This is a genomic window from Pseudomonas sp. Pseusp11 (assembly GCF_047304405.1).
Lineage (GTDB): Bacteria > Pseudomonadota > Gammaproteobacteria > Pseudomonadales > Pseudomonadaceae > Aquipseudomonas.
Map to the genome: position 1 here is coordinate 1 of NZ_JBGLZF010000011.1, position 23,836 is coordinate 23,836.

At 57.7% G+C, this 23,836-nt stretch carries 22 protein-coding genes and 1 pseudogene; 12 read left to right on the top strand and 11 right to left on the bottom strand.

All coding sequences use genetic code 11. The features are described 5' to 3' along the window. Positions 1-260 precede the first annotated feature (260 nt). The 6 genes from ACCC96_RS11045 (at position 261) to yccS (ending at position 9,912) form a co-directional block, all read left to right on the top strand. Entirely contained in the window at positions 261-1,703 is a 1,443-nt protein-coding gene (locus tag ACCC96_RS11045) for a TldD/PmbA family protein (protein WP_413695821.1), read from the top strand. Then, positions 1,703-3,052, top strand: coding sequence for a TldD/PmbA family protein (locus ACCC96_RS11050; protein ID WP_413695822.1), 1,350 nt, complete (start codon positions 1,703-1,705; stop codon positions 3,050-3,052). The genes ACCC96_RS11045 and ACCC96_RS11050 overlap by 1 nt, the downstream gene beginning before the upstream one ends. Before the next feature lie 25 nt (positions 3,053-3,077). Further along, positions 3,078-4,664: a multidrug transporter subunit MdtD gene (gene mdtD, locus ACCC96_RS11055; protein WP_413695823.1), complete on the top strand. Its 1,587-nt coding sequence runs from the start codon at positions 3,078-3,080 to the stop codon at positions 4,662-4,664. A gap of 105 nt (positions 4,665-4,769) precedes the next feature. Continuing rightward, positions 4,770-6,107: an ATP-dependent RNA helicase DbpA gene (dbpA, locus tag ACCC96_RS11060; RefSeq protein WP_230175555.1), complete on the top strand. Its 1,338-nt coding sequence runs from the start codon at positions 4,770-4,772 to the stop codon at positions 6,105-6,107. 69 nt (positions 6,108-6,176) lie between these two features. Next, positions 6,177-7,355, top strand: a complete 1,179-nt coding sequence (locus tag ACCC96_RS11065; RefSeq protein WP_413695895.1) for an NAD(P)/FAD-dependent oxidoreductase — start codon at positions 6,177-6,179, stop codon at positions 7,353-7,355. Positions 7,356-7,728: 373 nt separating this feature from the next. Further along, positions 7,729-9,912, top strand: a complete 2,184-nt coding sequence (gene yccS / locus ACCC96_RS11070) for a YccS family putative transporter (RefSeq protein ID WP_413695824.1) — start codon at positions 7,729-7,731, stop codon at positions 9,910-9,912. Positions 9,913-9,973: 61 nt separating this feature from the next. Here the strand turns inward: yccS and ACCC96_RS11075 are convergent, their stop codons facing one another. Then, positions 9,974-10,711, bottom strand: a complete 738-nt coding sequence (locus tag ACCC96_RS11075; RefSeq protein WP_258671411.1) for a substrate-binding periplasmic protein — start codon at positions 10,709-10,711, stop codon at positions 9,974-9,976. A gap of 257 nt (positions 10,712-10,968) precedes the next feature. Between ACCC96_RS11075 and ACCC96_RS11080 the strand changes: the two genes are divergently transcribed. Further along, the gene (locus ACCC96_RS11080; RefSeq protein WP_413695825.1) at positions 10,969-11,424 is read left to right on the top strand and encodes a GNAT family N-acetyltransferase; all 456 of its coding nucleotides are present in this window, start codon (positions 10,969-10,971) and stop codon (positions 11,422-11,424) included. Positions 11,425-11,514: 90 nt separating this feature from the next. Here ACCC96_RS11080 and ACCC96_RS11085 read toward each other — a convergent pair whose 3' ends face one another. From ACCC96_RS11085 to ACCC96_RS11095, 3 genes are read right to left on the bottom strand one after another with little or no spacing between them, the layout of a single operon-like run. Next, complete coding sequence (locus tag ACCC96_RS11085; protein WP_007937940.1) at positions 11,515-11,811, bottom strand: winged helix-turn-helix domain-containing protein; 297 nt, start codon at positions 11,809-11,811, stop codon at positions 11,515-11,517. 31 nt (positions 11,812-11,842) lie between these two features. After that, positions 11,843-12,334, bottom strand: coding sequence for a M48 family metallopeptidase (locus tag ACCC96_RS11090; RefSeq protein ID WP_413695826.1), 492 nt, complete (start codon positions 12,332-12,334; stop codon positions 11,843-11,845). A 45-nt stretch (positions 12,335-12,379) separates the two neighbouring features. Then, complete coding sequence (locus ACCC96_RS11095; protein ID WP_413695827.1) at positions 12,380-14,503, bottom strand: putative bifunctional diguanylate cyclase/phosphodiesterase; 2,124 nt, start codon at positions 14,501-14,503, stop codon at positions 12,380-12,382. 320 nt (positions 14,504-14,823) lie between these two features. On the opposite strand from ACCC96_RS11095, the gene ACCC96_RS11100 reads away from it, so the two are divergent. Further along, entirely contained in the window at positions 14,824-15,492 is a 669-nt protein-coding gene (locus ACCC96_RS11100; protein ID WP_413695828.1) for a polysaccharide lyase family 7 protein, read from the top strand. A gap of 523 nt (positions 15,493-16,015) precedes the next feature. Further along, complete coding sequence (locus ACCC96_RS11105; protein WP_413695829.1) at positions 16,016-16,378, top strand: DUF6124 family protein; 363 nt, start codon at positions 16,016-16,018, stop codon at positions 16,376-16,378. A gap of 219 nt (positions 16,379-16,597) precedes the next feature. On the opposite strand, the gene ACCC96_RS11110 is transcribed toward ACCC96_RS11105, so the two are convergent. Continuing rightward, complete coding sequence (locus tag ACCC96_RS11110) at positions 16,598-16,975, bottom strand: profilin (RefSeq protein WP_413695830.1); 378 nt, start codon at positions 16,973-16,975, stop codon at positions 16,598-16,600. Positions 16,976-17,257: 282 nt separating this feature from the next. Between ACCC96_RS11110 and ACCC96_RS11115 the strand changes: the two genes are divergently transcribed. After that, positions 17,258-17,956: a transposase gene (locus tag ACCC96_RS11115; protein ID WP_413695831.1), complete on the top strand. Its 699-nt coding sequence runs from the start codon at positions 17,258-17,260 to the stop codon at positions 17,954-17,956. A 179-nt stretch (positions 17,957-18,135) separates the two neighbouring features. Here the strand turns inward: ACCC96_RS11115 and ACCC96_RS11120 are convergent, their stop codons facing one another. The 3 genes and pseudogenes from ACCC96_RS11120 to ACCC96_RS11130 all read right to left on the bottom strand — a co-directional run. Then, positions 18,136-18,483, bottom strand: coding sequence for a hypothetical protein (locus tag ACCC96_RS11120; RefSeq protein ID WP_413695832.1), 348 nt, complete (start codon positions 18,481-18,483; stop codon positions 18,136-18,138). 205 nt (positions 18,484-18,688) lie between these two features. After that, on the bottom strand, positions 18,689-19,132 hold the full coding sequence (locus tag ACCC96_RS11125) for a hypothetical protein (RefSeq protein ID WP_413695833.1): 444 nt from the start codon (positions 19,130-19,132) through the stop codon (positions 18,689-18,691). 679 nt (positions 19,133-19,811) lie between these two features. Beyond that, positions 19,812-20,219: pseudogene (locus tag ACCC96_RS11130) on the bottom strand (class II fructose-bisphosphate aldolase); the annotation flags it as partial. A gap of 110 nt (positions 20,220-20,329) precedes the next feature. Between ACCC96_RS11130 and ACCC96_RS11135 the strand changes: the two are divergent. Then, positions 20,330-20,581, top strand: coding sequence for a helix-turn-helix domain-containing protein (locus ACCC96_RS11135; RefSeq protein WP_064620880.1), 252 nt, complete (start codon positions 20,330-20,332; stop codon positions 20,579-20,581). Beyond that, positions 20,578-21,777, top strand: a complete 1,200-nt coding sequence (locus ACCC96_RS11140; protein WP_413695834.1) for a type II toxin-antitoxin system HipA family toxin — start codon at positions 20,578-20,580, stop codon at positions 21,775-21,777. The genes ACCC96_RS11135 and ACCC96_RS11140 overlap by 4 nt, the downstream gene beginning before the upstream one ends. Positions 21,778-21,857: 80 nt before the next feature. Here the strand turns inward: ACCC96_RS11140 and fba are convergent, their stop codons facing one another. From fba to ACCC96_RS11155, 3 genes are all read right to left on the bottom strand, one after another. Further along, on the bottom strand, positions 21,858-22,922 hold the full coding sequence (gene fba, locus ACCC96_RS11145) for a class II fructose-bisphosphate aldolase (protein ID WP_018928755.1): 1,065 nt from the start codon (positions 22,920-22,922) through the stop codon (positions 21,858-21,860). 295 nt (positions 22,923-23,217) lie between these two features. Next, positions 23,218-23,550, bottom strand: coding sequence for an MliC family protein (locus ACCC96_RS11150; RefSeq protein ID WP_019650258.1), 333 nt, complete (start codon positions 23,548-23,550; stop codon positions 23,218-23,220). A gap of 56 nt (positions 23,551-23,606) precedes the next feature. Next, entirely contained in the window at positions 23,607-23,828 is a 222-nt protein-coding gene (locus tag ACCC96_RS11155; RefSeq protein ID WP_019580652.1) for a hypothetical protein, read from the bottom strand. Positions 23,829-23,836: the final 8 nt, after the last annotated feature.

The following is a 23,836-nucleotide window of genomic DNA, read 5'->3' on the forward strand; positions in this document are numbered from 1 at the left end:
TTTTCCCCCCCCCCCCAATAAACCCTTTAAACCCCCCCGGGGGGGTCATGGCGCCCCCCCCCCCGGGGGGCGCCCCCCCAATTGCCCCGCGAAAGCGTCCGCCCAAGCAATAAACATTTTTCTGACTCCCCGACCTCACCCCTTCCTACACCGCTCCGCCCTTGATCCTACCCCCACGCAGGCCTAATCTAGCGCCACGCAAACGTTTCACCCCCTCGCAACACCGATTCGCCGCCGCTCCATACCAAGGAGGTTCCCGAATGTTCGATTTCCACCCCCAGCTCAAGCAGCGCTTCGCTGCGTTGCGCACGGGCGCTGAATTCTTTTCGCTGCGTTATGTACGCGAATCCGGCCAGTACCTGTCGGTGCGCAAGAACGTCGCCGAACCGCCGAGCCTGAGCCGGGACGAAGGTGCGATGCTGACCGTTCGGGTCAACGGCGTCGAAGCCTATGCCGCGACCAACGACCTGTCCCAGTCCGGGCTGCAAGCCGCGCTGGAGAAAGCCGAGCAGCAAGCCCGTCGACTCAAGCCCCACGCGCTCCTCGACTTGCGTGAGCAAGCGGTTTCCAGCGACAGCGCCGACTATTTCTCGCCGAGCCTCGACCAGCCCTTCCCGTCTCTCAGCGATTGCTACCAAGTGCTCGGCGCCGAATCCGCCGCCGTGCCCAAGGACGAACGCCTGGTGAACTGGCAGGCGAGCATCGGCATCACCAACGTCGAGCAGATCTACCTCAACAGCGCCGGTGCTGAACTGCGCCAGGCCCAGCGCTTCGTCTACCCGAGCATGGACGTCACCGCCTACGATGGCAGCGACAGCCAGACCCGCACCCTCGGCCGCGAGAATTTCGGTCAGCAGGGCGGCTTTGATGTGATCAGCCGTTGCGGACTGATCGGCTCCGGCCCGAAAGTCGCCGACCAGGCGCTGCAATTGCTGCTGGCACCGAACACCCCGCAAGGCCCGCGCGACCTGTTGCTGATGCCCGACCAGATGATGCTGCAAATCCACGAGTCCATCGGTCACCCGCTGGAACTGGACCGCATCCTCGGCGACGAGCGCAATTACGCCGGCACCAGTTTCGTCAAGGCGCAAGACTTCGGCCGCCTGCAATACGGTTCCGAACTGCTCAATGTGACATTCGACCCGGACATCCCCGAACAACTCGCCAGCTACGGCCATGACGACGAGGGCACCGCCGCCAGCAAGCAATTTCTGATCAAGGAAGGTTTGCTGCTGCGACCATTGGGCGGCGCACTCTCGCAGTTCCGGGCCGGCCTCGACGGCGTGGCCAACAGCCGCGCCTGCGGCTGGAACCGTCCGCCGATCGACCGCATGGCCAACCTCAACATCGAGCCTGGCGATCAACCGCTTGAGCAACTGATCGGCAACATCGAGCACGGCATTTTGATGAGCACCAACCGTTCGTGGTCCATCGACGATGCGCGCAACAAATTCCAGTTTGGTTGCGAATGGGGCCAATTGATCGAAAACGGCGAACTCAAGGGCGTGGTGAAGAACCCGAATTACCGGGCGATTTCCGCGCAATTCTGGAAGAGCCTGCGCGCCGTCGGTGACGTCAGCACCTTCAAGGTGCTGGGCACGCCGAACTGCGGCAAGGGCGAACCGAACCAGGTGATCCGTGTCGGCCATGCGTCGCCGGCCTGTGTGTTCAGCAACGTTGATGTGTTTGGGGGAGATGCCTGATGAGTACGTCCACGAGCACTTCAAAAAACCAGGCCGATTCGTTCAAGGCCTTGGTCGACTGGCTGCGCGATGCACTGCGCACGCCTGAGCAGTTCACCCTCAGCTACGCCGCCGAATCGTCGGCCTTCGTGCGTTTCAACCACGCCAAGGTGCGTCAGGCCGGGCAGGTGCAGCAGGCAAGCATCGGCTTCAAACTGATCGACGATGGGCGCCACGCCGACCTCGATATCACGTTGTCGGGCGATCCGGAAGTCGATCTTCAGCGTCTGGCCGAGGGGCTGCAGCAGTTGCGCGAGACCCTGCCGCTGCTGCCTCAGGACCCGTACCTGCTGCTCAACCATGACGACTGGCAGAGCAACAACGTGCAGGATCATCCGCTGCCGGATACCGAGCAGGTGGTCGCTGAAATCACTCAGGCCGGCGAGGGGCTGGATCTGGTCGGTTTCTATGCCGCCGGGCCGATCAGTCGCGGTTTCGCCAGTTCTTCGGGCGCGTTCGGCTGGCATCAGGCCAACAGCTTCAACTTCGATTTCAGCCTGTTCCATGAAAACGGTCAGGCGGTGAAAGCCAGCTATGCCGGGCACGACTGGAACAGCGAAGGCTTTGCCCGGCGTTTCCAGCAGGCCCGCGAGCAGTTGGCGTTTCTGGGTCGGCCAACGCGCACGCTGGCGCCGGGTCAGTACCGCGCGTACCTCGCGCCGGCAGCCCTGGAAGAAATCATGGGCATGCTCAGTTGGGGCGGGTTCTCGGCGCAGTCGATTGCCAGCAAGAGCAGTCCGCTGCAGAAGCTCTACGGTGGCGACAGCTCGTTCAGCCCGTTGGTGTCTCTGGATGAAAAAGTCAGCGGCTCCCTGAGCCCGGCGTTCTCCGGTGAAGGTTATCCACGCAGTGATCTGCGGCTGATTGTTGAGGGCAAGGCAGGCGAGCAACTGGTCGGTTCACGCAGCGCCGCCGAATACGGCCTGACCGCCAACGGTGCCGGCGGTGGTGAAGCCCCAAGTGCATTGAACATGGCGGCCGGCGCTTTGCCTGACGCCGAGATTCTGAAGCAACTGGGCACCGGTCTGTACATCAGCAACCTGTGGTACCTGAACTACTCGGACCAACCGGCAGCACGCCTGACCGGCATGACACGGTTCGCGACCTTCTGGGTCGAGAACGGCGAGATTCAGGCACCGGTCAGCACCATGCGCTTCGATGACAGCGCCTACAGCCTGCTCGGTTCGCAGCTGGAAGCGTTGACCGAGGAACGCGAGCTGATGTTGTCGGCCAGCACCTACAGTCAGCGGAACACGTCTTCGGCATTGCTGCCGGGAGCGCTCGTCAGCCGATTGACCTTGACCCTGTAAACACAAAAACCTGTGGCGAGGGAGCTTGCTCCCGCTGGGCTGCGAAGCGGCCCCAGACCGGCAATGTGCTCTATCAGACAGACCGCATTCACCGGATTTACGACTGCTACGCAGCCGAGCGGGAGCAAGCTCCCTCGCCACAAGGTTCAGCGCCAGCCACGAATCTGCATTAACAAGAGGCCCCATGCCCAACCGCCCACCTCTCGACGCTGTCACCGCCCGCTGGTTGCCGTGGGTCGTCGCCATTGCCTTCTTCATGCAGTCCCTCGACGGGACAATCCTCAATACCGCCCTCCCCGCCATGGCTCGGGATCTGGCCGAAGACCCGCTGCGCATGCAGGGTGTGATCATCGCCTACATGCTCACCGTCGCCTTGCTGATTCCCGCCTCCGGCTGGATCGCCGACCGTTTCGGTACCAAGAAGATCTTCTTCGGCGCCATCCTGTTGTTCAGCATCGGCTCATTGCTCTGCGCCTTATCGAGCACTCTGAGCATGCTGATCGGCGCCAGGGTGATCCAGGGCCTGGGCGGCGCCTTGATGCTGCCGGTCGGACGATTGGTAGTGCTGCGCGCGTATCCGCGCTCGGATCTGGTGCGGATCATGGGGTTCATCACCATTCCCGGCCTGCTCGGCCCGCTGATCGGCCCGACCATGGGCGGCTGGATGGTGCAATACCTGACCTGGCACTGGATCTTCCTGATCAACCTGCCGGTGGGTGCCGTCGGCTGCTACGCCGTGTGGAAATTCATTCCCGACCTGCGCGGCAGTGAACGCACCCGCTTCGATAGCCTGGGCTTTTTGCTGTTCGGCGCGGCGATGGTGCTGATCACCATCGCCATGGAAGGCCTCGGCGAACTGCATTTACCGCACTTGCGGGTGATGTTGCTGTTGTTTGCCGGCATGGCCTGCCTGGCGGCCTATTGGCTGCGGGCCGGGCACACCGACAATCCGCTGTTTGCGCCATCGCTGTTCAAGACCCGGACCTTCGCCGTGGGCATCCTCGGCAATCTGTTCGCCCGGTTGGGCAGCGGCGCATTGCCGTTCCTGGTGCCGTTGCTGCTGCAAGTGGCGCTGGGTTATTCGCCGTCTCAGGCCGGGATGAGCATGCTGCCCCTGGCCGCGGCGGCGATGGTCGCCAAATCGGTGGCGCGGCCGTTGATCGAACGTTTCGGCTACCGCATCGTGCTGACCGGCAACACCCTGGCGCTGGGGATCATGCTGGCGAGCATGGGCCTGGTCAGCGAGCAGACGCCGTATTGGCTGTTGCTGGCCCAGTTGGCGATTCTGGGGGCGATCAACTCCTTGCAGTTCACCGCGATGAACACCGTGACCCTGATCGACCTCGACGATGCCAGCGCCAGCAGCGGCAACAGTTTGCTGTCGGTGGTCGCGCAATTGTCCCTGAGCCTCGGCGTGGCCTGCGCTGGCGCCCTGCTCGGCGGCTTCACGGCGGAGATCGGCAATGACGGCGTGGACACGGTTCTGGGCGCGTTCCAGCTGACGTTTGTGACGGTCGGAATCATGGCGATGCTGGCTGCAACCATCTTCTCGCAGTTGTCGAGAGAAGACGGACGGCGCGTCAAACGTCCGGAACAACACATAGAGCCTTAGGGCGAATGGCCATGGGACTGATACACTGCGCGACATTTTGTTTTGCAGGCCAGTCCCGTGACCACCATCGCCACCGCTTTTAATACTTTGCCGCTGTCCGCCGCCATGCTGGCTAACCTCGACTCCCTCGGTTATGCCCAGATGACGCCGATCCAGGCGCAAAGCTTGCCGGTGATCCTCAAGGGGATGGACCTGATCGCCCAGGCCAAGACCGGCAGCGGCAAGACCGCCGCCTTCGGTATCGGCCTGTTGAACCCGATCAATCCGCGCTTCTTCGGTTGCCAGGCACTGGTCATCTGCCCGACCCGTGAGCTGGCCGACCAGGTCGCCAAGGAAATCCGTCGCCTGGCCCGCTCCGAAGACAACATCAAGGTCCTGACCCTGTGCGGCGGCGTGTCTTTCGGCCCGCAGATCGGCTCACTGGAGCACGGCGCGCACATCATCGTCGGCACTCCAGGGCGCATCCAGCAACACCTGCGCAAGGGTTCGCTGGTGCTTCACGGCCTGAACACGCTGATCCTCGACGAAGCCGACCGCATGCTCGACATGGGTTTCTACGATTCCATCGAAGAAATCATCGCCCAGTGCCCGGAACGTCGCCAGACCCTGCTGTTCTCCGCCACCTATCCGGTGGGCATCAAGCAGCTGGCGTCGAAGTTCATGCGTAATCCGCAGCAAGTGAAGGCCGAGGCGTTCCACGACGACACGCAGATCGAGCAGCGTTTCTACGAGATTTCCCCGGAAGAGCGCATGAGCGCGGTGACCAAGGTGCTCGGCCACTTCCGTCCGGCGTCCTGCGTGGCGTTCTGCTTCACCAAGCAGCAGGTTCAGGAAACCGTCGATCACCTGACGTCCAAAGGCATCTCCGCCGTCGGCCTGCACGGCGATCTGGAACAGCGTGACCGCGACCAGGTGTTGGCGATGTTCGCCAACCGCAGTACGTCGGTACTGGTTGCCACCGACGTCGCCGCACGCGGCCTGGACATCGATGCGCTGGACATGGTGATCAACGTCGAACTGGCCCGTGACTCGGAAATCCACATTCACCGTGTCGGCCGTACCGGTCGTGCCGGCGAGAAAGGCATTGCGATCAGTCTGGTCGCACCGTCCGAAGCCCATCGCGCCCAAGCCATCGAGCAACTGCAGAAGTCGCCGTTGAATTGGGATCAGGTGGATAACCTCACATCCCAGGGCGGCGGTCCTCTGCTGCCGCTGATGAGCACGCTGTGCATTGGTGCGGGCCGTAAAGACAAAGTCCGTCCGGGTGACATTCTCGGCGCACTGACCGGTGAGGCGGGCATTCCCGGCGCCCAGGTCGGCAAGATCGCAATTTTCGACTTCCAGGCGTATGTGGCCGTGGAACGCGGGATCGCCAAGCAAGCCTTGCAGCGCCTGAACGACGGTAAAATCAAAGGCCGTTCGCTGCGCGTGCGCATCCTGTAAGAACACTGTATTTCCCTGTGATCGTTCCCACGCAGAGCGTGGGAACGATCAATGTGTGAGGACACCGTTTTGCGCTCTACCGAAGTCGTGATCATTGGCGCTGGCGCCGCAGGGTTGATGTGTGCGCTGACCGCCGCCGGGCGCGGGCGCAAGGTGATGTTGCTTGACCACGCCAACAAGGCCGGCAAGAAAATCCTCATGTCGGGCGGTGGCCGCTGCAATTTCACCAACATGTACACCGAACCAGGCAATTTCCTCTCGCAGAACGCACATTTCTGCAAATCTGCGTTGGCGCGTTACACCCAGTGGGACTTCATCGGTCTGGTGGCCAAACACGGCGTGCCGTACCACGAGAAAAAACTCGGCCAGTTGTTCTGCGATAACAAATCCAGCGACATCCTCGAAATGCTGCTCGAGGAGTGCAATCAGGTCGGCGTCAGCCTGCACCTGGACACCTCGATCCAGACCATCGAGAAGCTCGAAAGCGGTTATCTGCTGGATACCACGCTGGGCCAGATCACTTGCCAATCCCTGGTGATCGCCACCGGCGGCCTGTCGATTCCGACCCTCGGCGCTACCGGTTTCGGCTATCAGGTGGCCAAGCAGTTCGGCCACGACCTGCTGCCGACCCGCGCCGGCCTCGTGCCGTTCACCATCACCGATCAGCTCAAGGAGCTGTGCACCGAGCTGTCCGGTACGTCGGTGGATTGCCTGGTGAGCTGCAACGACCAGAGTTTCCGCGAGAACATCCTGTTCACCCACCGCGGCCTCAGCGGCCCGGCAATTTTGCAGATTTCTTCGTTCTGGGAATCCGGCGACACGGTGGAAATCAACCTGATGCCGGACCACGACGTACCGAGCTGGCTGCAACAGCAGCAAGTCGAGCGCCCAAACAGTGAGTTGAAAACCCTGCTCGGTGAGATCTTCACCAAGAAGATGGCCAACCTGCTGGCGGACAACTGGTTCGTTTCCAAACCTATGAAGCAGTACACCCACGCGGAAATTGCAGACATCGCCGAAAAACTGGCGAGCTGGAAAGTTGTGCCGGCCGGCACCGAGGGCTACCGCACGGCCGAAGTGACCCTGGGTGGCGTCGACACCCGCGAAGTGTCATCCAAAACCATGGAGTCGCTGAAAAGCCCCGGCCTGTATTTCGTCGGTGAAGTGCTCGACGTCACCGGGCATCTGGGTGGTTTCAACTTCCAATGGGCCTGGGCCTCCGGCTACGCGGCGGCGCAGTACGTCTGACTACACCGCTCCCCCTGTAGGGTAATGCTGTTCACTGATGCTGTTCACTTAAGAGCGTCTTGAATCAGAGAAACCTGTGGCGAGGGAGCTTGCTCCCGCTTGAGTGCGTAGCACTCACAAAAATCGGCAATAGTTGTCAGATTTTTGGGGCCGCTACGCAGCCCAGCGTCGGAACGCCGCCCGGAGCAAGCTCGCTCGCCACAAAGGTAGCCATGATTGGAGAGTGCGTTTAAGTGAACAGCATTACCCCTGCAGGGGAGCGTGTTTCGCCAGGGAAGGAACAGATTTTGCTGTCTGATGTGATCGGCGCCATTGCGTCGGCGTCATTAGTGGCTCAATTTAGCGTCATCGCCTCGGAAGGCCTTCGCACTTCATGTCATCGACCACATTTCGGCAGTCTCTGCGTCGCCTCTGGGCGCTGGATAAATTCAGTTACAGCGTTCGGGTGTTCATCGCCCTGACCGGCACCATGGCGCTGTGTTGGTATCAGGATGAAATGGGCCTGCTGATCCCGTTGTTCCTGGGGATCATCGCCAGCGCCCTGGCCGAAACCGACGACAGTTGGCAGGGCCGCCTCAACGCGCTGGCCGTGACGCTGGTGTGTTTTATGGTCGCCGCCCTGTCCGTCGAACTGCTTTTCCCCTACCCCGTTCTCTTTATCATCGCCTTTGCCCTGGCCAGCTTTTGTCTGACCATGCTCGGCGCGCTGGGCGAACGTTATGGCGCGATTGCTTCAGCGACGCTGATTCTGTCGGTCTACACCATGATCGGCGTGGACCAGCGCGGCGGTGCAGTCACCGATTTCTGGCACGAGCCGGTGCTGCTGGTGGCCGGTGCAGCGTGGTATGGCTTGCTCTCGGTGCTGTGGCAGGCGCTGTTTTCCAACCAGCCGGTGCAACAGAGCCTGGCGCGGTTGTTCCGTGAACTGGGTTATTACCTGAAGCTGAAATCGTCGTTGTTCGAACCGATCCGGCAGTTGGACGTGGAAGCGCGCCGCCTGGAACTGGCCCAGCAGAACGGTCGGGTGGTGGCAGCCCTGAACGCCGCCAAGGAAATCATTCTGCACCGGGTCGGCGATGGCAGGCCGGGTGCGAAACTCAGCCGTTACCTGAAGCTGTACTTCCTCGCCCAGGACATCCACGAGCGCGCCAGCTCCTCGCACTACCCTTACAACGCGCTGGCCGAGGCGTTCTTCCACAGCGACGTGCTGTTCCGCTGTCAGCGCCTGCTGCGCCAGCAAGGCAAGGTGTGCCGCGCGCTGGCCGAATCGATCCAGATGCGCCAGCCGTTCATCTATGACGCCAGCTTCGCCGAAGCCCTGAGCGACCTGCACGCCTCCCTCGAACACCTGCGCATCCAGAGCAATCCGGCGTGGCGCGGTCTGTTGCGTTCGTTGCGGGCATTGGCCGCCAACCTCGGCACCCTCGACCGTTTGCTCCGCGACGCCAGCAACCCCGATGCGCTCGCAGACGCCACCGACAGCAGCCTGCTCGACCGTTCGCCACGCAGCCTCAAGGATGTGTGGATTCGCTTGCGCACACAGCTGACGCCGACGTCCTTGTTGTTCCGCCACGCCCTGCGCCTGCCCCTGGCATTGAGCATCGGCTACGCAATGGTGCATTTAATCCACCCCTCGCAAGGTTACTGGATCATCCTCACCACGCTGTTTGTCTGCCAGCCGAACTACGGCGCCACCCGCCGCAAACTTGGCCAGCGGATCATCGGCACCGCCATCGGCCTGACTGCGGCCTGGGCGTTGTTCGATCTGTTTCCGAGCCCGTTGGTGCAGTCGTGCTTCGCGATCGTGGCCGGGGTGGTGTTCTTTACCAACCGCACGACCCGCTACACCCTGGCGACCGCGGCGATCACCTTGATGGTGCTGTTCTGCTTCAACCAGGTCGGGGATGGTTACGGGCTGTTCCTGCCACGACTGCTCGATACCTTGCTCGGCAGCCTGATCGCCGGCCTGGCGGTATTCCTGTTCCTGCCGGACTGGCAGGGCCGACGCCTGAACAAAGTGCTGGCCAATACCCTGACCTGCAACAGCATTTACCTGCGCCAGATCATGCAGCAATACGCCGCCGGTAAAAGCGACGACCTGGCTTATCGCCTGGCCCGACGTAACGCGCACAACGCCGACGCGGCGTTGTCGACGACACTGGCCAACATGCTGATGGAGCCGGGGCACTTCCGTAAGGAAGCCGATGTCGGGTTCCGATTCCTGGTGCTGTCGCACACCCTGCTCAGCTATTTGTCGGGACTTGGGGCACACCGTGAAACCCAACTGCCGTCGGATGTGCGCGAGCACCTGATCGACGGTGCAGGCGTGAGCCTGGCCACCAGCCTCGACGCAATCGCCCAGGGCCTGGCGAGCAAACAGCCGATTGCGATTCAGAGTGATGAGGAAGAAGCGCTGGCCAATGCGCTTGAGCAGATGCCGGATGAAATCGATGAAGGGCAGCGCCTGGTGCAGACGCAACTGGCGTTGATCTGCCGGCAACTGGGGCCGTTGCGGACGTTGGCGGCGCATTTGATCAAGGACACTGGCGAAGCCTGAGATGTGTAGCGACGAGGCTTGCCCGCGAAGGCGTCAGCCCAGAAACGGCAGGCCTTTCAGATCACATCCCATGCTGCCTGAGCAACTTGTCATAACTCCCATCAGCCTTCATCGCCGCAATCTCGCGATCGAAACCGGCGACGATCTGTTCATGCTCCGGGTTCTTCAGGCTCACCAGAATATGCAGACTGTTCTCGCTCAACGGCTTGGGCAGGAACTCCACGGCATTGCGCACTTTGGGTGACTCCCGCGCCAGGTAATACCGGGCGACGAACTCGTCTTCCAAAGTCAGCTTGACCCGATCGGCCGCGACCATGCGCACAGCCATGGCGAAGTTATGCACCGGGACTTTCTGCAACGACACATCCTCATCAAATTCCTGCGAATAGGCATAACCGCGTACCACCGCTATCGGGTAGGTGTGCAGTTGTTGCAGGTTGTTGTATTCGATTGGCGTGTCTTTGCGCTTGAGAAAGCGCACGCGGTTGAGCAAGTACTCGCCGGAAAATTGCCCCAGCTTCGTGCGCTCATCGGCGTACCAGGTGTTGACCAGTACGTCGTAACGTCCCTCGCCCACCCCAAACAAGGCCCGCGCCCACGGCACTTGTTCGAAATCGCTGGCGTAACCGGCCCGGGCCAGCGCGGTACTGACGATGTCCGTGGCCACACCGCCATTGACCAGCGTGGCGTCGGTAAAGGGTGGCCAGGCATCGGCGACCAGACGCAGCTTTTCCGCAGCTTCGGCCTGAGTCAGCAACAGCAATCCGATCAAAGCAAACGCTCGATGAAACCGCGGCATGCCAGAAATCCTTAGCGGGCGAGCTGCCCGACGTGTTTTTCAGCCAAAACTCCAAGGTTCCTCTACCGGCGAACCCAGGTCCTAACATTAGCTCATTGAGGCCATTGCACAGCGCTTCATCGCAGATTACACAAAGAAGACAACTTCGCGAGAAATGAATGATGGCATTTTGGCTTTTATCACAGATTCCTCTGCCATAAAGACATCCCGGCTCAGGGCGCTTAGTATCGGAGCAACGTTGTTCAAGGAATGTGAAGATGACAATCGATTGGGTCTGCAAACATCACAGCGATCTGGGTAAAGAGCAGCTGTACGCCATTTTGCAGCTGCGCGCCGAAGTGTTTGTCGTCGAGCAGAAATGCGCTTATCAAGACATCGATGGCCAGGACCTGGAAGGTGACACTTGCCATTTGATGGGCTGGGACGGGGATCGGCTGGTGGCCTACCTGCGATTGCTCGACCCGCAATTACAGGGCGGCGATGTGGTGATTGGCCGGGTGATCATCGCACCCGCGGCACGCGGTGCCGGGCTTGGGCATGAGTTGATGAGCCAGGCGTTGAAACAGGCTGCCAGGCACTGGCCTGAAGTGCCGATCTATCTTTCGGCCCAGGCGCATTTGCAGGGGTATTACGGGAGGTACGGGTTTGTGGCGGTGGGTGAGGAATACCTGGAGGATGAGATTCCGCATATCGGGATGCGTCGCCCGCAATGATCGTTCCCACGCTCTGCGTCCGCTCTTGGGACGCGGAGCGTCCAGGACTACATTCCCACGCAGAGCGTGGGAATGATCGGGGTCGGTAATTCAGGGATACTCGAGCACCGCTTTAATCTGCCGCAGATTACGCTCGATCCACCCCCGATCAATCGCCCCCCACTCGCGAATCCGATAGCGCCCCGCGTGGTTGCGCGCGCCTTCTTCCTGCTCGAATTCACAAACGATATCCAGATCCGCCAACGCCGCGATGGTGTCCTGAGCCGTGCGTCGGGGCATGCCGGTCACTTCGGTCAATGCAGGGACGTTACTGGCCAGCCCGCTGTCGATCAGGTACGCCACGTACAATCGGCGGTAGAAGCTGCTCTTGGTCTTGCTCACGTCCATCCATGCACTCCTTGTAGAAGATCTTGGTCTGTCAGTGCATATCCCGCCACGTCAGGTATACCCGCAAATCGAACTCCACCTGGTGATACCCCGGCAACATGTGCTCGCACAGCTTGTAGAACGCCTTGTTGTGATCCGACTCTTTGAAGTGCGCCAGCTCATGCACCACGATCATTTTCAGAAACTGCGGCGCCGCTTCCTTGAACAGCGAGGCGATGCGAATTTCTTTCTTGGCCTTGAGCTTGCCACCCTGCACCCGTGAGATCGCGGTGTGCAGACCGAGCGCGCGGTGGGTCAGGTCCAGACGGTTGTCGAACAACACCTTGTCGATGGCCGGGGCGTTACGCAGGTATTCCTGCTTGAGGTCCAGGGCATAGGCGTATAGCGCCTTGTCGCTCTGCACCCCGTGTTTTTCCGGATAGCGCTGGCTCAGGTAATCGCCCAGCCGACCTTCGGCGATCAGTTGGCGCACCTGGTCCTGCAACGCGGCAGGATAAGCCTGGAGGTATTTCAACACAGTCATTGGAGCGGCAACACGCATCACGAAAAGGTCGCCAGTGTAGCGAATTCAACTCGTCAGCGCGCCCCAGTCGAACGGCTCGACAAAGTGACCGGTGTCCTCGGCCATCAACGGCCGCGCCACCAGGAAACCCTGCACATACTGGCAACCGTTGGCTTGCAGCCACTCATATTGCGCCACCGTTTCAACCCCTTCGGCGATCACCAGCAGCCCTAACCGGTTGCACAAATCAATGACACTGCGTGCCAGCGCCGCATCCCGTTCAGACCCCGGCAACCGGGCGATCAAATGCCGGTCGAGCTTGAGCGTGTCCAGTTCCAGGTCGCGCAAATGCGCCAGCGAACAAGCCCCGGAGCCGAAGTCATCCAGCGCCACCCGCACCCCCAGATTGCGCAGCAAACGCAGTTGTTTGCGGGTCTCGTCGGGGTTAGACATCAAGGCCTCTTCCGTGACCTCGACTTCCAGCTGCTGCGGCCTCAGGCCATGGCGCTCCAGCACCTGACGCAGCTCGGTGACCAGGTTGGGCAACCCGAATTGGGTGCTGCTCAAGCTGACGCCCAGCACCAGATCTTCGGCAAACAAGGTTTCCCAGGCTTTGCGCTGTTTGGCCCCGCGATGATAAATCCAGCTACCCAGGCGACTGATCAACCGCGCCTCTTCCAACAACGGCAAAAACAGCCCCGGCGGTACATCGCCGACACTCGGATGCTGCCAGCGCAACAACGCTTCGAACCCGCGGATCTGCCCATCGGCAATCGCCACCTGGGGCTGATACACCAGGTTGAAATCGCGGTTCTCGATGGCCGTGCGCACGCTCTCTTCAAGCATCAGCCGCGAGCGTGCCCGGCCGTTCATTTCGTGATCGTAGAAGCGATATTGCTGACGCCCGGCGCGCTTGGCTTCGTACATGGCAATGTCGGAGGCGCGCATCAGCCCGTCCAGATTAGACCCGCAATCGGGATAAGTGGCGATGCCGATGCTGGCACCCAAGGCGATGTCCATGCCTTCGATCTGCTGACAGATCGACACCCGCTCGATGAGCTTCTCGGCAATCTTTGCCGCCTGCTCGGGGAGCTCAAGATCCAGCAACGCAGTGAACTCATCGCCCCCCATCCGCGCCAGAATATCGAAGGGCCGCAGGCACGCCTTCAACTGCTCGGACACCCAACGCAGCACCCGGTCGCCGGCATCGTGGCCGAGGGAATCATTGACCCGCTTGAAGCCGTCGAGGTCCAGGTACAACAGCACCCAAGTGCTGTCGGAACGTTCGCCGCGCAGCAGCAGGTTTTCAACGGTCTGGTAGAAACCCCGGCGATTGAGCAGCCCGGTCAGCGGGTCGGTCACCGCCTGGAACTCCAACTGCTGATGCAGATGGCGCACCACCGACATGTCCAGCACCGTCACCACCATCGCATGTTGTTCGGCGGGCAAAGGCGCGCAAGACAACGCCACCGGCACTTGCTGGCCGGGCGCGGTACGCAGCAGCGCATCGTGCAAGCGCAGGGTTTCACCGCGTTTGTAACCGGCAAACAACTCGGAATCGGCCCAGATCGGAATGTGCGGTTTTTGCAGGAAATCCAGAAACTCTTTGCCTTGCAGGTCATACACCGTGGCATTGAGCAGACGCGACATCGCCGGGTTGGCGAAGCGAATCAACCCGTCCTCGCCCACCACCAGAATGCCTTCGGCGGCGTTATCCAGCACCGAGGCATTGAAGGCCCGGGCGACTTCCAGATCATGGCTCAACCGCTGCAAGGCACGGCGATTACGCTGGTGCTCGAGCAACGCCTGGACTTTGGGTTTGAGTATTTGCGGGTCGAACGGTTTGAACAGGTAATCCACTGCGCCACTGGCGTAACCCTTGATCACAGCGTCCTGGGACTGTTCGTTGGCGGTAAGAAAAATGATTGGCGTAAGACGGGTTCGCTGGCTGCCGCGCATCAAGCGCGCCACTTCAAAACCGTCCATACCCGGCATCTGCACATCCAGCAGCACCAGGTCGACATCGTGTTCGAGTAACAGGCCAAGGGCTTCAAAACCGGAAGCCGCGGTCATGACCTGCCAATCCTGGCGCTGTAATAACGCGCGCATGCTGATCAGGTTTTCAGGGTAATCATCAACAATTAACAGGATTGAGTTGCCTTCAGCTGGCTTAGATTGTGCGCATTCCATGCTGCATCTCTTGTTCGGGGCGTCAGGCCGGCCTTTTGTTAAAACCGGTCACCTATTGCGACTTCACTCTAGACCCGGATCCCTTAAAGCAGAAGCTGTCAGTGGGCCAGCATTTAGACAAAGCTTTAGAAGCCGACTAACGGTAAGTCCTACAGCCCCCGGAAACCGGGAAAGATGGCATTTCGACAGGATGTTGGCGTCAACCATTTGCCGAACGGGCATTAACAAAGATCTTTTCTACGCTTATAAAGACCCCCCCCGAAGGCGCGGGCTAGAGCTTCTGGTACGCGCGTGCAGTAAAAAATGTGGAAGCTTGAATTATGATCGATCTCGCAACCTGGAACCTCAGCGTTCCCGTCGGCAGCCCGCCGTACACTGTCGAAACCACCAAGCTGGTGGACGGCTTCAAGGATCAATACTTCCACTCCGACACCGGCACCTTGTTTTTCTGGGCCCCGGTCACCGGCACCCGCACTGAAAACGCGGTCTACCCTCGCACCGAACTGCGCGAAACCTACAGTAACGGCACGCTGAAAAACTGGTATTACCCTGACGCCGACAATTCCCTGCGTGCGACCCTCGCGATCAATAAGGTGCCCAGCTCGGGCAAGATCGTTATTGGCCAGATCCATGCCTACAACAGCCAGAAGCCGATGGTGAAGGTCGAATATCAATACAAAACCTCCAGCGCGACCGGCAACATCGTCGCCAAAGTCCGCATGCACCCCGACGACGACACCCCTCGGGTCATCACCATCGCCACCGGCGTGAAACTCGATCAGGAATTCTCCTACTTCATCCACCTCAGCCCCGGCGGTGCATTAGGCATCAGCGCGGCGGGCTACCAGTGGGACACCGACATCAGCGCGATGTGGCGTGATAAGCAGCTGTACTTCAAGGCCGGGGCTTATGTGCAGGACAACACCGGGTACACCACTGAAGGCGGGGAAGTGACGTTCAGCAAGCTGGATATCGATCACGATACGTAATCCCTGAAAGACCGCAGGAATCCACCCTTTGTGGCGAGGGAGCTTGCTCCCGTTGGGCTGCGCAGCAGACCCTCTTTTTGGGGGCCGCTTCGCGGCCCAGCGGGAGCAAGCTCCCTCGCCACAGGTTCTTTATGTCCACCTCCATCTCTTCACTGACCGGCATCAGCCCCCACTTAAACGCCCACGTTTAAAGACACTCAGCGTTACTTCATGAGGCCTACAACGGCTTGCGTCACCGCCTACAGGTACGCCAGAATCCGCCGGCTTGTGCGCTTTGAGGCCCATCGGTAACTTGATTCGTGTCACTGATTCGCAGTGATCGGGTTTAGTAGCCCGTGGTTTCGAGCTTGGTGCACAAGCATCTGTCAGTCAGGGATTTCGATTCCTGCGCTTGATGGTAACTGTGCGCAGGGCACCTTCGGGTGCGCCGGCTTGCTCGAAACCCCGGTCTACTAACCTGCGTACAGTTGCCTCCACTTTGATTAGTAGCCAGAGAGGGGCACTCCAATCAGGTTTCGAGCAAATGACTAAATCAACGCCGCATCCGCCGGTCACAGACCCGGCATCCCCCTACGAATCCCCCGATTCAAAAAAATTCCACGAAGCCGCCGAACGCGCCCTCGACCACTACCTCAACCCGGCCGCCAAAATCATGGCCACCACCCACGAACCCGAGCCCATGTACCTCGCCAATCCGAAGTACAACACCGAATCCCTGCTGGCCAACGCCAGCGAAACACTCGGCTCGGCCACCCTCATGCTCAATAATTTCGCCGCGCTGCTGGAAACCTCACATCGCAAGACCCTGCTGGGCATTGCCCAAGTGGTCATGCTCGGTGAACTGGCGGTGAATCAGGCGCTGGATCACGTCGAACCGAAGGAGTAATCGCGGCTCGGTTGGTGCAAGGCGAGCAAACTTGCCTCCAATCGGCATAGGGGACGGCTCTCACAGGCCGTTCCCCTGCCACACCAACCGGCACCGGGCGGTTCAAGAGATTGAGGTTAGACGATTAAATAAATCTGCCCCTTTAATCGTCTTAGTAAGCGCCATTCATTTTTAGTGCTATCAATTATACCTACAACAAACCAACTAATCCGCGCAAAATCAATACCCGATACTTGAGAGATGATCTCGTATTCTTTCAACTTGCGCTCGTGCATTGCCAGGCTGCATATTAGAGATATATGTGCCAATAACTACAGATCTAGAGCTTTTCGCGACAGAAATACCAGTAACATCTTTTTTTCCTTGCATCTGGCTATCATCGGATTGTAGGTATAGATATTTCACCCCATTAACAATTATTCCAGACTTTTGTAAAATATTAGGGTCTTTAAACCCTGCCAGTATTGCCGAGATTTCGTCGCCGGAAATGTTGAATCCGGGTGAATTGATCCATATTTTTCCGTCAAGTCCGCCTATCGCCGCTTGTGCTACTGAGCCCGAGCTTGTCAGAGATTCCACATAAGGTTGCCATGGCATTTTTCTATCCTTTAGTCCGTTATAAAGGTGGGACAAAGGGGACAGATTTATTTTTACGACCTCTTCGACCTCTTTGTATTTTTTGGTACACGATAGAGCATAGCGCTATTCAAACGCACCTACACCTGCAAGAAATAACAGTTTCTAAGTCGTCTTTGCTATAAGAAAACAAGAAAACAAACGAACAAAGAACGCAACACAAAAACAAACAAAGGACAGATTTATTTAATCGATTCTCTACTGCTATGCTGCACCGATCACTACAAGGAGGTAGGAGGATATATGCCCAGAATGGGACGCGTTGTTTTACCCAATTATCCGCATCATGTCGTGCAACGAGGCCACAACAGGCAGGTTGTGTTCGCCGAGCCGAATGACTTCCAGCGTTACCTCGAAGATCTGCGAGAGCTCAAAGCGCTATACAACGTCAAAGTCTATGCCTTCTGCTTGATGACCAATCATGTCCATCTATTACTCGCACCAGGAGACTCCGTCGCGAGTCTCGGACAATTGATGAAAGGCCTGGCAGGTCGCATGACGCGCTATCGCAACAAGCTGGAGGGGCGCTCCGGTACCTTGTGGGAGAGTCGATACAAATCCAGCGTGGTTCAAACCGACACCTATTTGCTGGCTTGTAGTCGATACATCGAGCTAAATCCGGTGCGAGCGCAAATGGTTCAGCATGCACAGGATTACCCTTGGTCGAGCTTGCACCTGCGCCTCAACGAAACGGCAGAAAATCATTGGCTGGATGAAGATCTTTGCTTCACTGAACTCGGTAAAACTCACACCGAGCGCCTTGCTCGCTACACCTCATTTATGGAGCAGACGATTCCGTCTACAGAGTTGCAGCTGATCAGAGGCGCCCTCCAGCGTGGACAATTGACGGGGAATCCTCGATTTACAGATGAGATAGAGAAAATCACTGGATTGCGAATATCGCATCGAGCGCGAGGCAGGCCTGCGAAGCAACTCGAATAGAAGCGCTGGGGCGATTAAATAAATCTGTCCCCTTTTCTTTTTTTAGCTTACAGCGGGACCTTCACCCACAAGATTGCGCCCATGCTGGGCGCAGAATACCAAACGCCCAATGCAATGCATCGGGCGTTTGGGTGAAACCGATATAAACTTATTCCAATACTAGACACTTGCCACTCTGATTACGTATGAGGTTTCGCAAAAACACATGTGCCTACGTTCGTTCCATCAACAGACATCGATCCATGAAGCCTATTATAAGACTCATCATCCGACTGCAACGTATAACGAGTATTCTCTACAGAAAAGTTCACAGTAATGCCACTTGACCTCGGAGTTTTAAAGCCGTACCAGGCGTCCGACAAGGCGAATTTCAGATCATGGGGCTTCATAGATCCAGAAGGTACAAGAAAACCTTCCATTCTTCCTGAATCATATTCGGCAGAATTTATAAAAAGGGTGCGATAACTGCCATTTACCGCATCCTTACTTTGGTAGATACCTTCCAAAACTGTGTTTTTCTTGGTCATAATCTATTCTCTTAAGGACGAAAGAGGACGAAAGGGGACAGAGGACGAAAGGCGGACGAGGGGACGGATTTATTTTTACGACCTATTGTATTTTTTTGGTGCACGATAGAGCATAGCGCTATTCAAACGCACCTACACCTGTAAGAAATAACAGTTTTTAAGTCGTCTTTGCAAACAAACAGGACACCCATTAATCATATTAAAATTAAGGTATCACTTTCAGCACAAGAAAAATCTCCTTGTTAAAGCCACAGTGGATATCGGTTACTTGGAACTTCCCATTAAGGTCTCTCTCAACATCCCGATCTGGAACCTTATATTTTTTAACTGCATCAGCTTTAGACCCTGAAATGAGCTTAAAATCTGGATTCATACTAGTCCACTCGGATTCCATTTTCCCGCTTGGAACAGTTGAGCCGCCTGCATCAAACTCCACTTCGCTTCCAGACTTTAGAGGGTTTGGCCATTTGACATCTACATGGATAGTCTTGCGATTGTACTCCGTCACTTTTCCACGATCAGTGTAACTATCCACTCGATCATAGCATTGTGGATCGGGGTCAGCATTAGCAGCAGAAGTTGTAATAATAGCAAAAAACGCTGCAAAAATCGCCGACGCTTTTCCGGTACTTGACAGTTCCATAGTCATATTCCCATTCTGGGTGATTAGTAAACGAGCCAAGTAAAAACATTGCGCTTTACATTATCACGCCATCACATGACTCGTTGATTTAAATGATAGCCGCCTACAACTGCTCATTCACCTGTAATAATTGATAGTTTTTTATACGCTTTTGCGATAGCAGAGCAAACATAATAATAAACGGGGTCAACAAAAGGGGACACCCATTAGCCGGTCTCAAGTCAAGGTTAAAAGCCACCGCACTCTGCAGTGTTCAACCGCAGAGTTTGCCCTTTGACTCAACCTGATCGGTTGAACCCGTTTCCTCTTCATTGGCTACGACCGAGTTGTGCCTGAACCCGTGTGGATCAAGCGGTGATGAGACAGCCTGCACCGCCCTGCCACCCAATTCCTCGGACACACCGCACCGCCCGGTTCACGACGGCTACTCCGCCGAATGGGGGAAAGCCCCCGTCCTACACCCCGATGTGTTTCGGGTGATTGAGCAGGGTGGGCTTGACGAGAAATCGAACCGCTAAAACAAGATCGATGTCACCTATATCGGACTTTTCCACCTCAAGCTTTACAAATGTCCGTTATAGGTGACATTTGATTCGCCGAGCATAAGCAGCGCCGTGTAAATCTCCACCCAAAAAAAACCCGCCTCTCGGCGGGTTTCTTATTCAACGCAGCTTAACGCTCAGGCTCAGTTAACCTTAGCGTTCAACTCGCCTTTCAGGTAACGCTGGAACATCGCTTCCAACGAAATCGGCTTGATCTTCGAAGCATTACCGGCAGTACCAAACTGCTCATAACGCGCGATACACACATCACGCATCGCCGTCACAGTCGCGCCAAAGAACTTACGCGGATCAAACTCGCTCGGATTGGTGGCCATCAGGCGACGCATCGCACCGGTGGACGCCAAACGCAGGTCGGTGTCGATGTTGACCTTGCGCACGCCGTGCTTGATGCCTTCGACGATTTCTTCAACCGGTACGCCGTAGGTTTCTTTGATGTCGCCGCCGTACTGGTTGATGATCGCCAGCCACTCTTGCGGAGCCGAAGAGGAACCGTGCATCACCAGGTGGGTGTTCGGGATGCGTTGGTGGGTTCTTGACGCTCTACGATCCCTGTGTCGCCGATGGCCGTGGACTTAAATACGACGTAGATAAAATGTTGCGTATACGCTACATTTAGCTATAAATGTTACGGAATCGGAACATGGATTATTTTCTGTTGATCAGCCGTCTTGGCAACCAAATACGCGAAAAACGTATAAATCGCGGTCTGACGCAAGCACAGCTTGCCGACCTCGCGGGGCTGACACGATACAAAGTCATCGCAGTAGAGAAAGGTACTCTGTCTGTCGGCATGATCGCCTATGCGCGCGTCCTTGGCGCTCTGGATTGTGAGCTTGCTGTCGTTCCAGCTGCTATGCCGACCCTTGAAGAGCTTGGGGATTTATTCGAATGAAGATGTCCTCTCTCAAAGTCAGCACGCCCGAGGGGCGTAGCGGCAGGCTTTTCAGCGATGCCGAAGACTTCACATTCCGTTATCACGAAGATGCATCGCCAGAAATGGCTATCAGCTTGTCGATGCCAGTAAGGCATGACGAGTTTCGTCGGCGCGAACTCCATCCTGTTTTTCAGATGAATCTGCCGGAAGGCTATGTATTGGAGCAACTGCGCAATCGATTGGCCAAGACCGTGAATGTCGATCCGATGCTTTTGCTGGCGCTTTCCGGCAGCACTTCGCCCATTGGCAGGGTGCAAGTGCGGTCTGAAACGGTTGACGCCTTGCTGGAGGAGCAACAATTTCCGGGGGAGAAACTCGAAGAGATTCTGACATGGGACGGCACGGAAGATATCTTCGCTGACATTCTTGATCGCTACATCCTGCGTGCCGGCATTTCCGGCGTTCAACCCAAAGTGTTGGTACCGGAACGCCTGGAAACCGGATTGCCACGGGTGACATCGAAAACCTCGGACCTGATTATCAAAAGTGGCCGAGACGAATTTCCCGGTCTGGCAATCAACGAGTTCCTTTGCATGTCCATTGCGAAGGAGGCCGGTATTCCCGTTCCACCGTTTTACCTTTCCGATAATGCCAGGCTGTTTGTCATGCGTCGCTTTGATCGCGACGACCAGCTCAACCCAATTGGATTTGAAGACATGGCGGTGTTGATGGGCCTATCGGCTAACCAGAAGTACAGCAAGAGCTATGCGGCAATCGCCAAGGCTATTCGTGTGTTCTGCCCGACTAAACATTTACGCACATCCCTTGATCAGCTCTTCGATAGCGTTGCCCTGAGCTGTATTGTCGGGAATGGCGACGCTCATTTGAAAAACTTCGGATTGCTCTATTCCGATCCTACGCAACGCGATGCACGCCTGGCGCCGGCCTACGACATCGTTAACACCACGGCCTATATTCCGGAAGATGTTTTGGCTTTGGATCTGGCGGGCAACAAGTCAATGTTTGCCTCACGGCAAGGACTGCTTGAGTTTGCGCACACCTGTGAGATCGAGCGACCTCAGGAGCGCATTCAGCAATTGCTTGCCTCGGTTGAAACAGTACTTGAACGCTATCCTGAGTATCGGGAACAGGCGCCTCATGTGGTCAGTGCCATTGAGCAAGCGACAGCGCCATTTTCTATGACTTTTGGGTAGTTATTGCGCGCAAAAATCCCCGCCCAGAAAAAAACCCGCCTCTCGGCGGGTTCTTCACAACACGGGTCAAATTCTAAGGTTTAGTTAACCTTAGCGTTCAACTCACCTTTCAGGTAACGCTGGAACATCGCTTCCAACGAGATCGGCTTGATCTTCGAAGCATTACCGGCAGTACCAAACTGCTCATAACGCGCAATACACACGTCACGCATAGCAGTAACAGTCGCGCCAAAGAACTTACGCGGATCAAACTCGCTCGGATTGGTGGCCATCAGGCGACGCATCGCACCGGTGGACGCCAAACGCAGGTCGGTGTCGATGTTGACCTTGCGCACGCCGTGCTTGATGCCTTCGACGATTTCTTCAACCGGTACGCCGTAGGTTTCTTTGATGTCGCCGCCGTACTGGTTGATGATCGCCAGCCACTCTTGCGGAACCGAAGACGAACCGTGCATTACCAGGTGGGTGTTCGGGATGCGCTTGTGGATTTCCTTGATGCGGTCGATGGCCAGCACGTCGCCGGTAGGTGGCTTGGTGAACTTGTAGGCGCCGTGGCTGGTGCCGATGGCGATGGCCAGGGCGTCGACCTGGGTCTTCTTGACGAAGTCCGCGGCTTCTTCCGGGTCGGTCAGCATTTGGCTGTGATCCAGAACGCCTTCGGCGCCGATGCCGTCTTCTTCACCGGCCATGCCGGTTTCCAGCGAACCCAGGCAGCCCAGCTCGCCTTCCACCGATACGCCGCAGGCGTGAGCCATGGCCACGGTTTGTTGGGTAACGCGAACGTTGTACTCGTAGTCGGTCGGGGTCTTGCCGTCTTCGCCCAGGGAGCCGTCCATCATGACCGAGCTGAAGCCCAGTTGAATGGAGCGCTGGCAGACGTCAGGGCTGGTGCCGTGGTCCTGGTGCATGCACACCGGGATGTGCGGGAATTCTTCGATGGCCGCCAGGATCAGGTGACGCAGGAACGGGGCGCCTGCGTATTTGCGAGCACCGGCCGAAGCCTGGACGATCACCGGGGAGTCAGTCTTGTCAGCGGCTTCCATGATGGCGCGCATCTGCTCAAGGTTGTTGACGTTGAAGGCTGGAACGCCGTAGCCGAACTCGGCTGCGTGGTCCAGCATCTGGCGCATGCTGATAAGTGCCATTGTGTGTGTCTCTCCCGGTTGAGGGTCGTTAATCGTGCCAGCCTGCCGTAGCGGCGGCGGCTATTCAAGTTATTGCAGATCGGGGGTTGGCCCGGGCTGCGAATTCGGTGCAACAAAAACCTGTGCGTAACGAAGAACCTGTGGCGAGCGAGCTTGCTCGCGTTCGGCTGCGAAGCAGTCGTAAACCCGTCGACTCGGTCCTTCTGAAACACCAAATCGACTGGCTTTGGGACCGCTTCGCGCTCCAGCGGGAGCAAGCTCCCTCGCCACAACAATAGTCCTGCGATCGGCGTTGTTACTGCGCTTTACAACCGCGGCCGATCAAATCATTGGTGGCGACCCAGTACACCAGGCCTTCCTCACCTTTTACGTGAAACGCCAGCATGTCGTTGCTGTACAGCGAACCTTCGGCGCCCGGTTCAAGCTTCAGGCGGTAGACCTGATCGGCGCCGCCCAGGCGAACATCGACTGCCTTGCGGCTCACGTCAGTGTAGCGCCAGAGCACTTTGGCCTGGCTGTCGCAGGTCCAGGTGGTCCAGTTGTCCGTTGATTCGGCAGGCTTGAACAGGTCGAAATTCGAACAACCTGCCAGCAATACCAGCGCCGAAACGGCGATAAAACCTTTCATCCATGTTCCTCGACTGACGGCGCATGCCGCCAGCCCTGAGTAAAGAGTCAGACCCGTCAAGGGCAGCCATGTTCCTTGGCCGGGGTCTGTGTCTCGTATTTGTCCAGGCCATCGGGCCCGGACCGCTTGTTGATCACCGGGTTGGTTTCCGCTTGCCAGTCAGCCTGGTAGCAGCCTTTATCCGACGCGGATGGCGCGGGCTCCGGCGTGGCTTTCGGGTTACTCCCGCAAGCCGCCAGCATGCCCGCGGCGATCAACAGCATTAATGTCCTGACCATCTGAACAC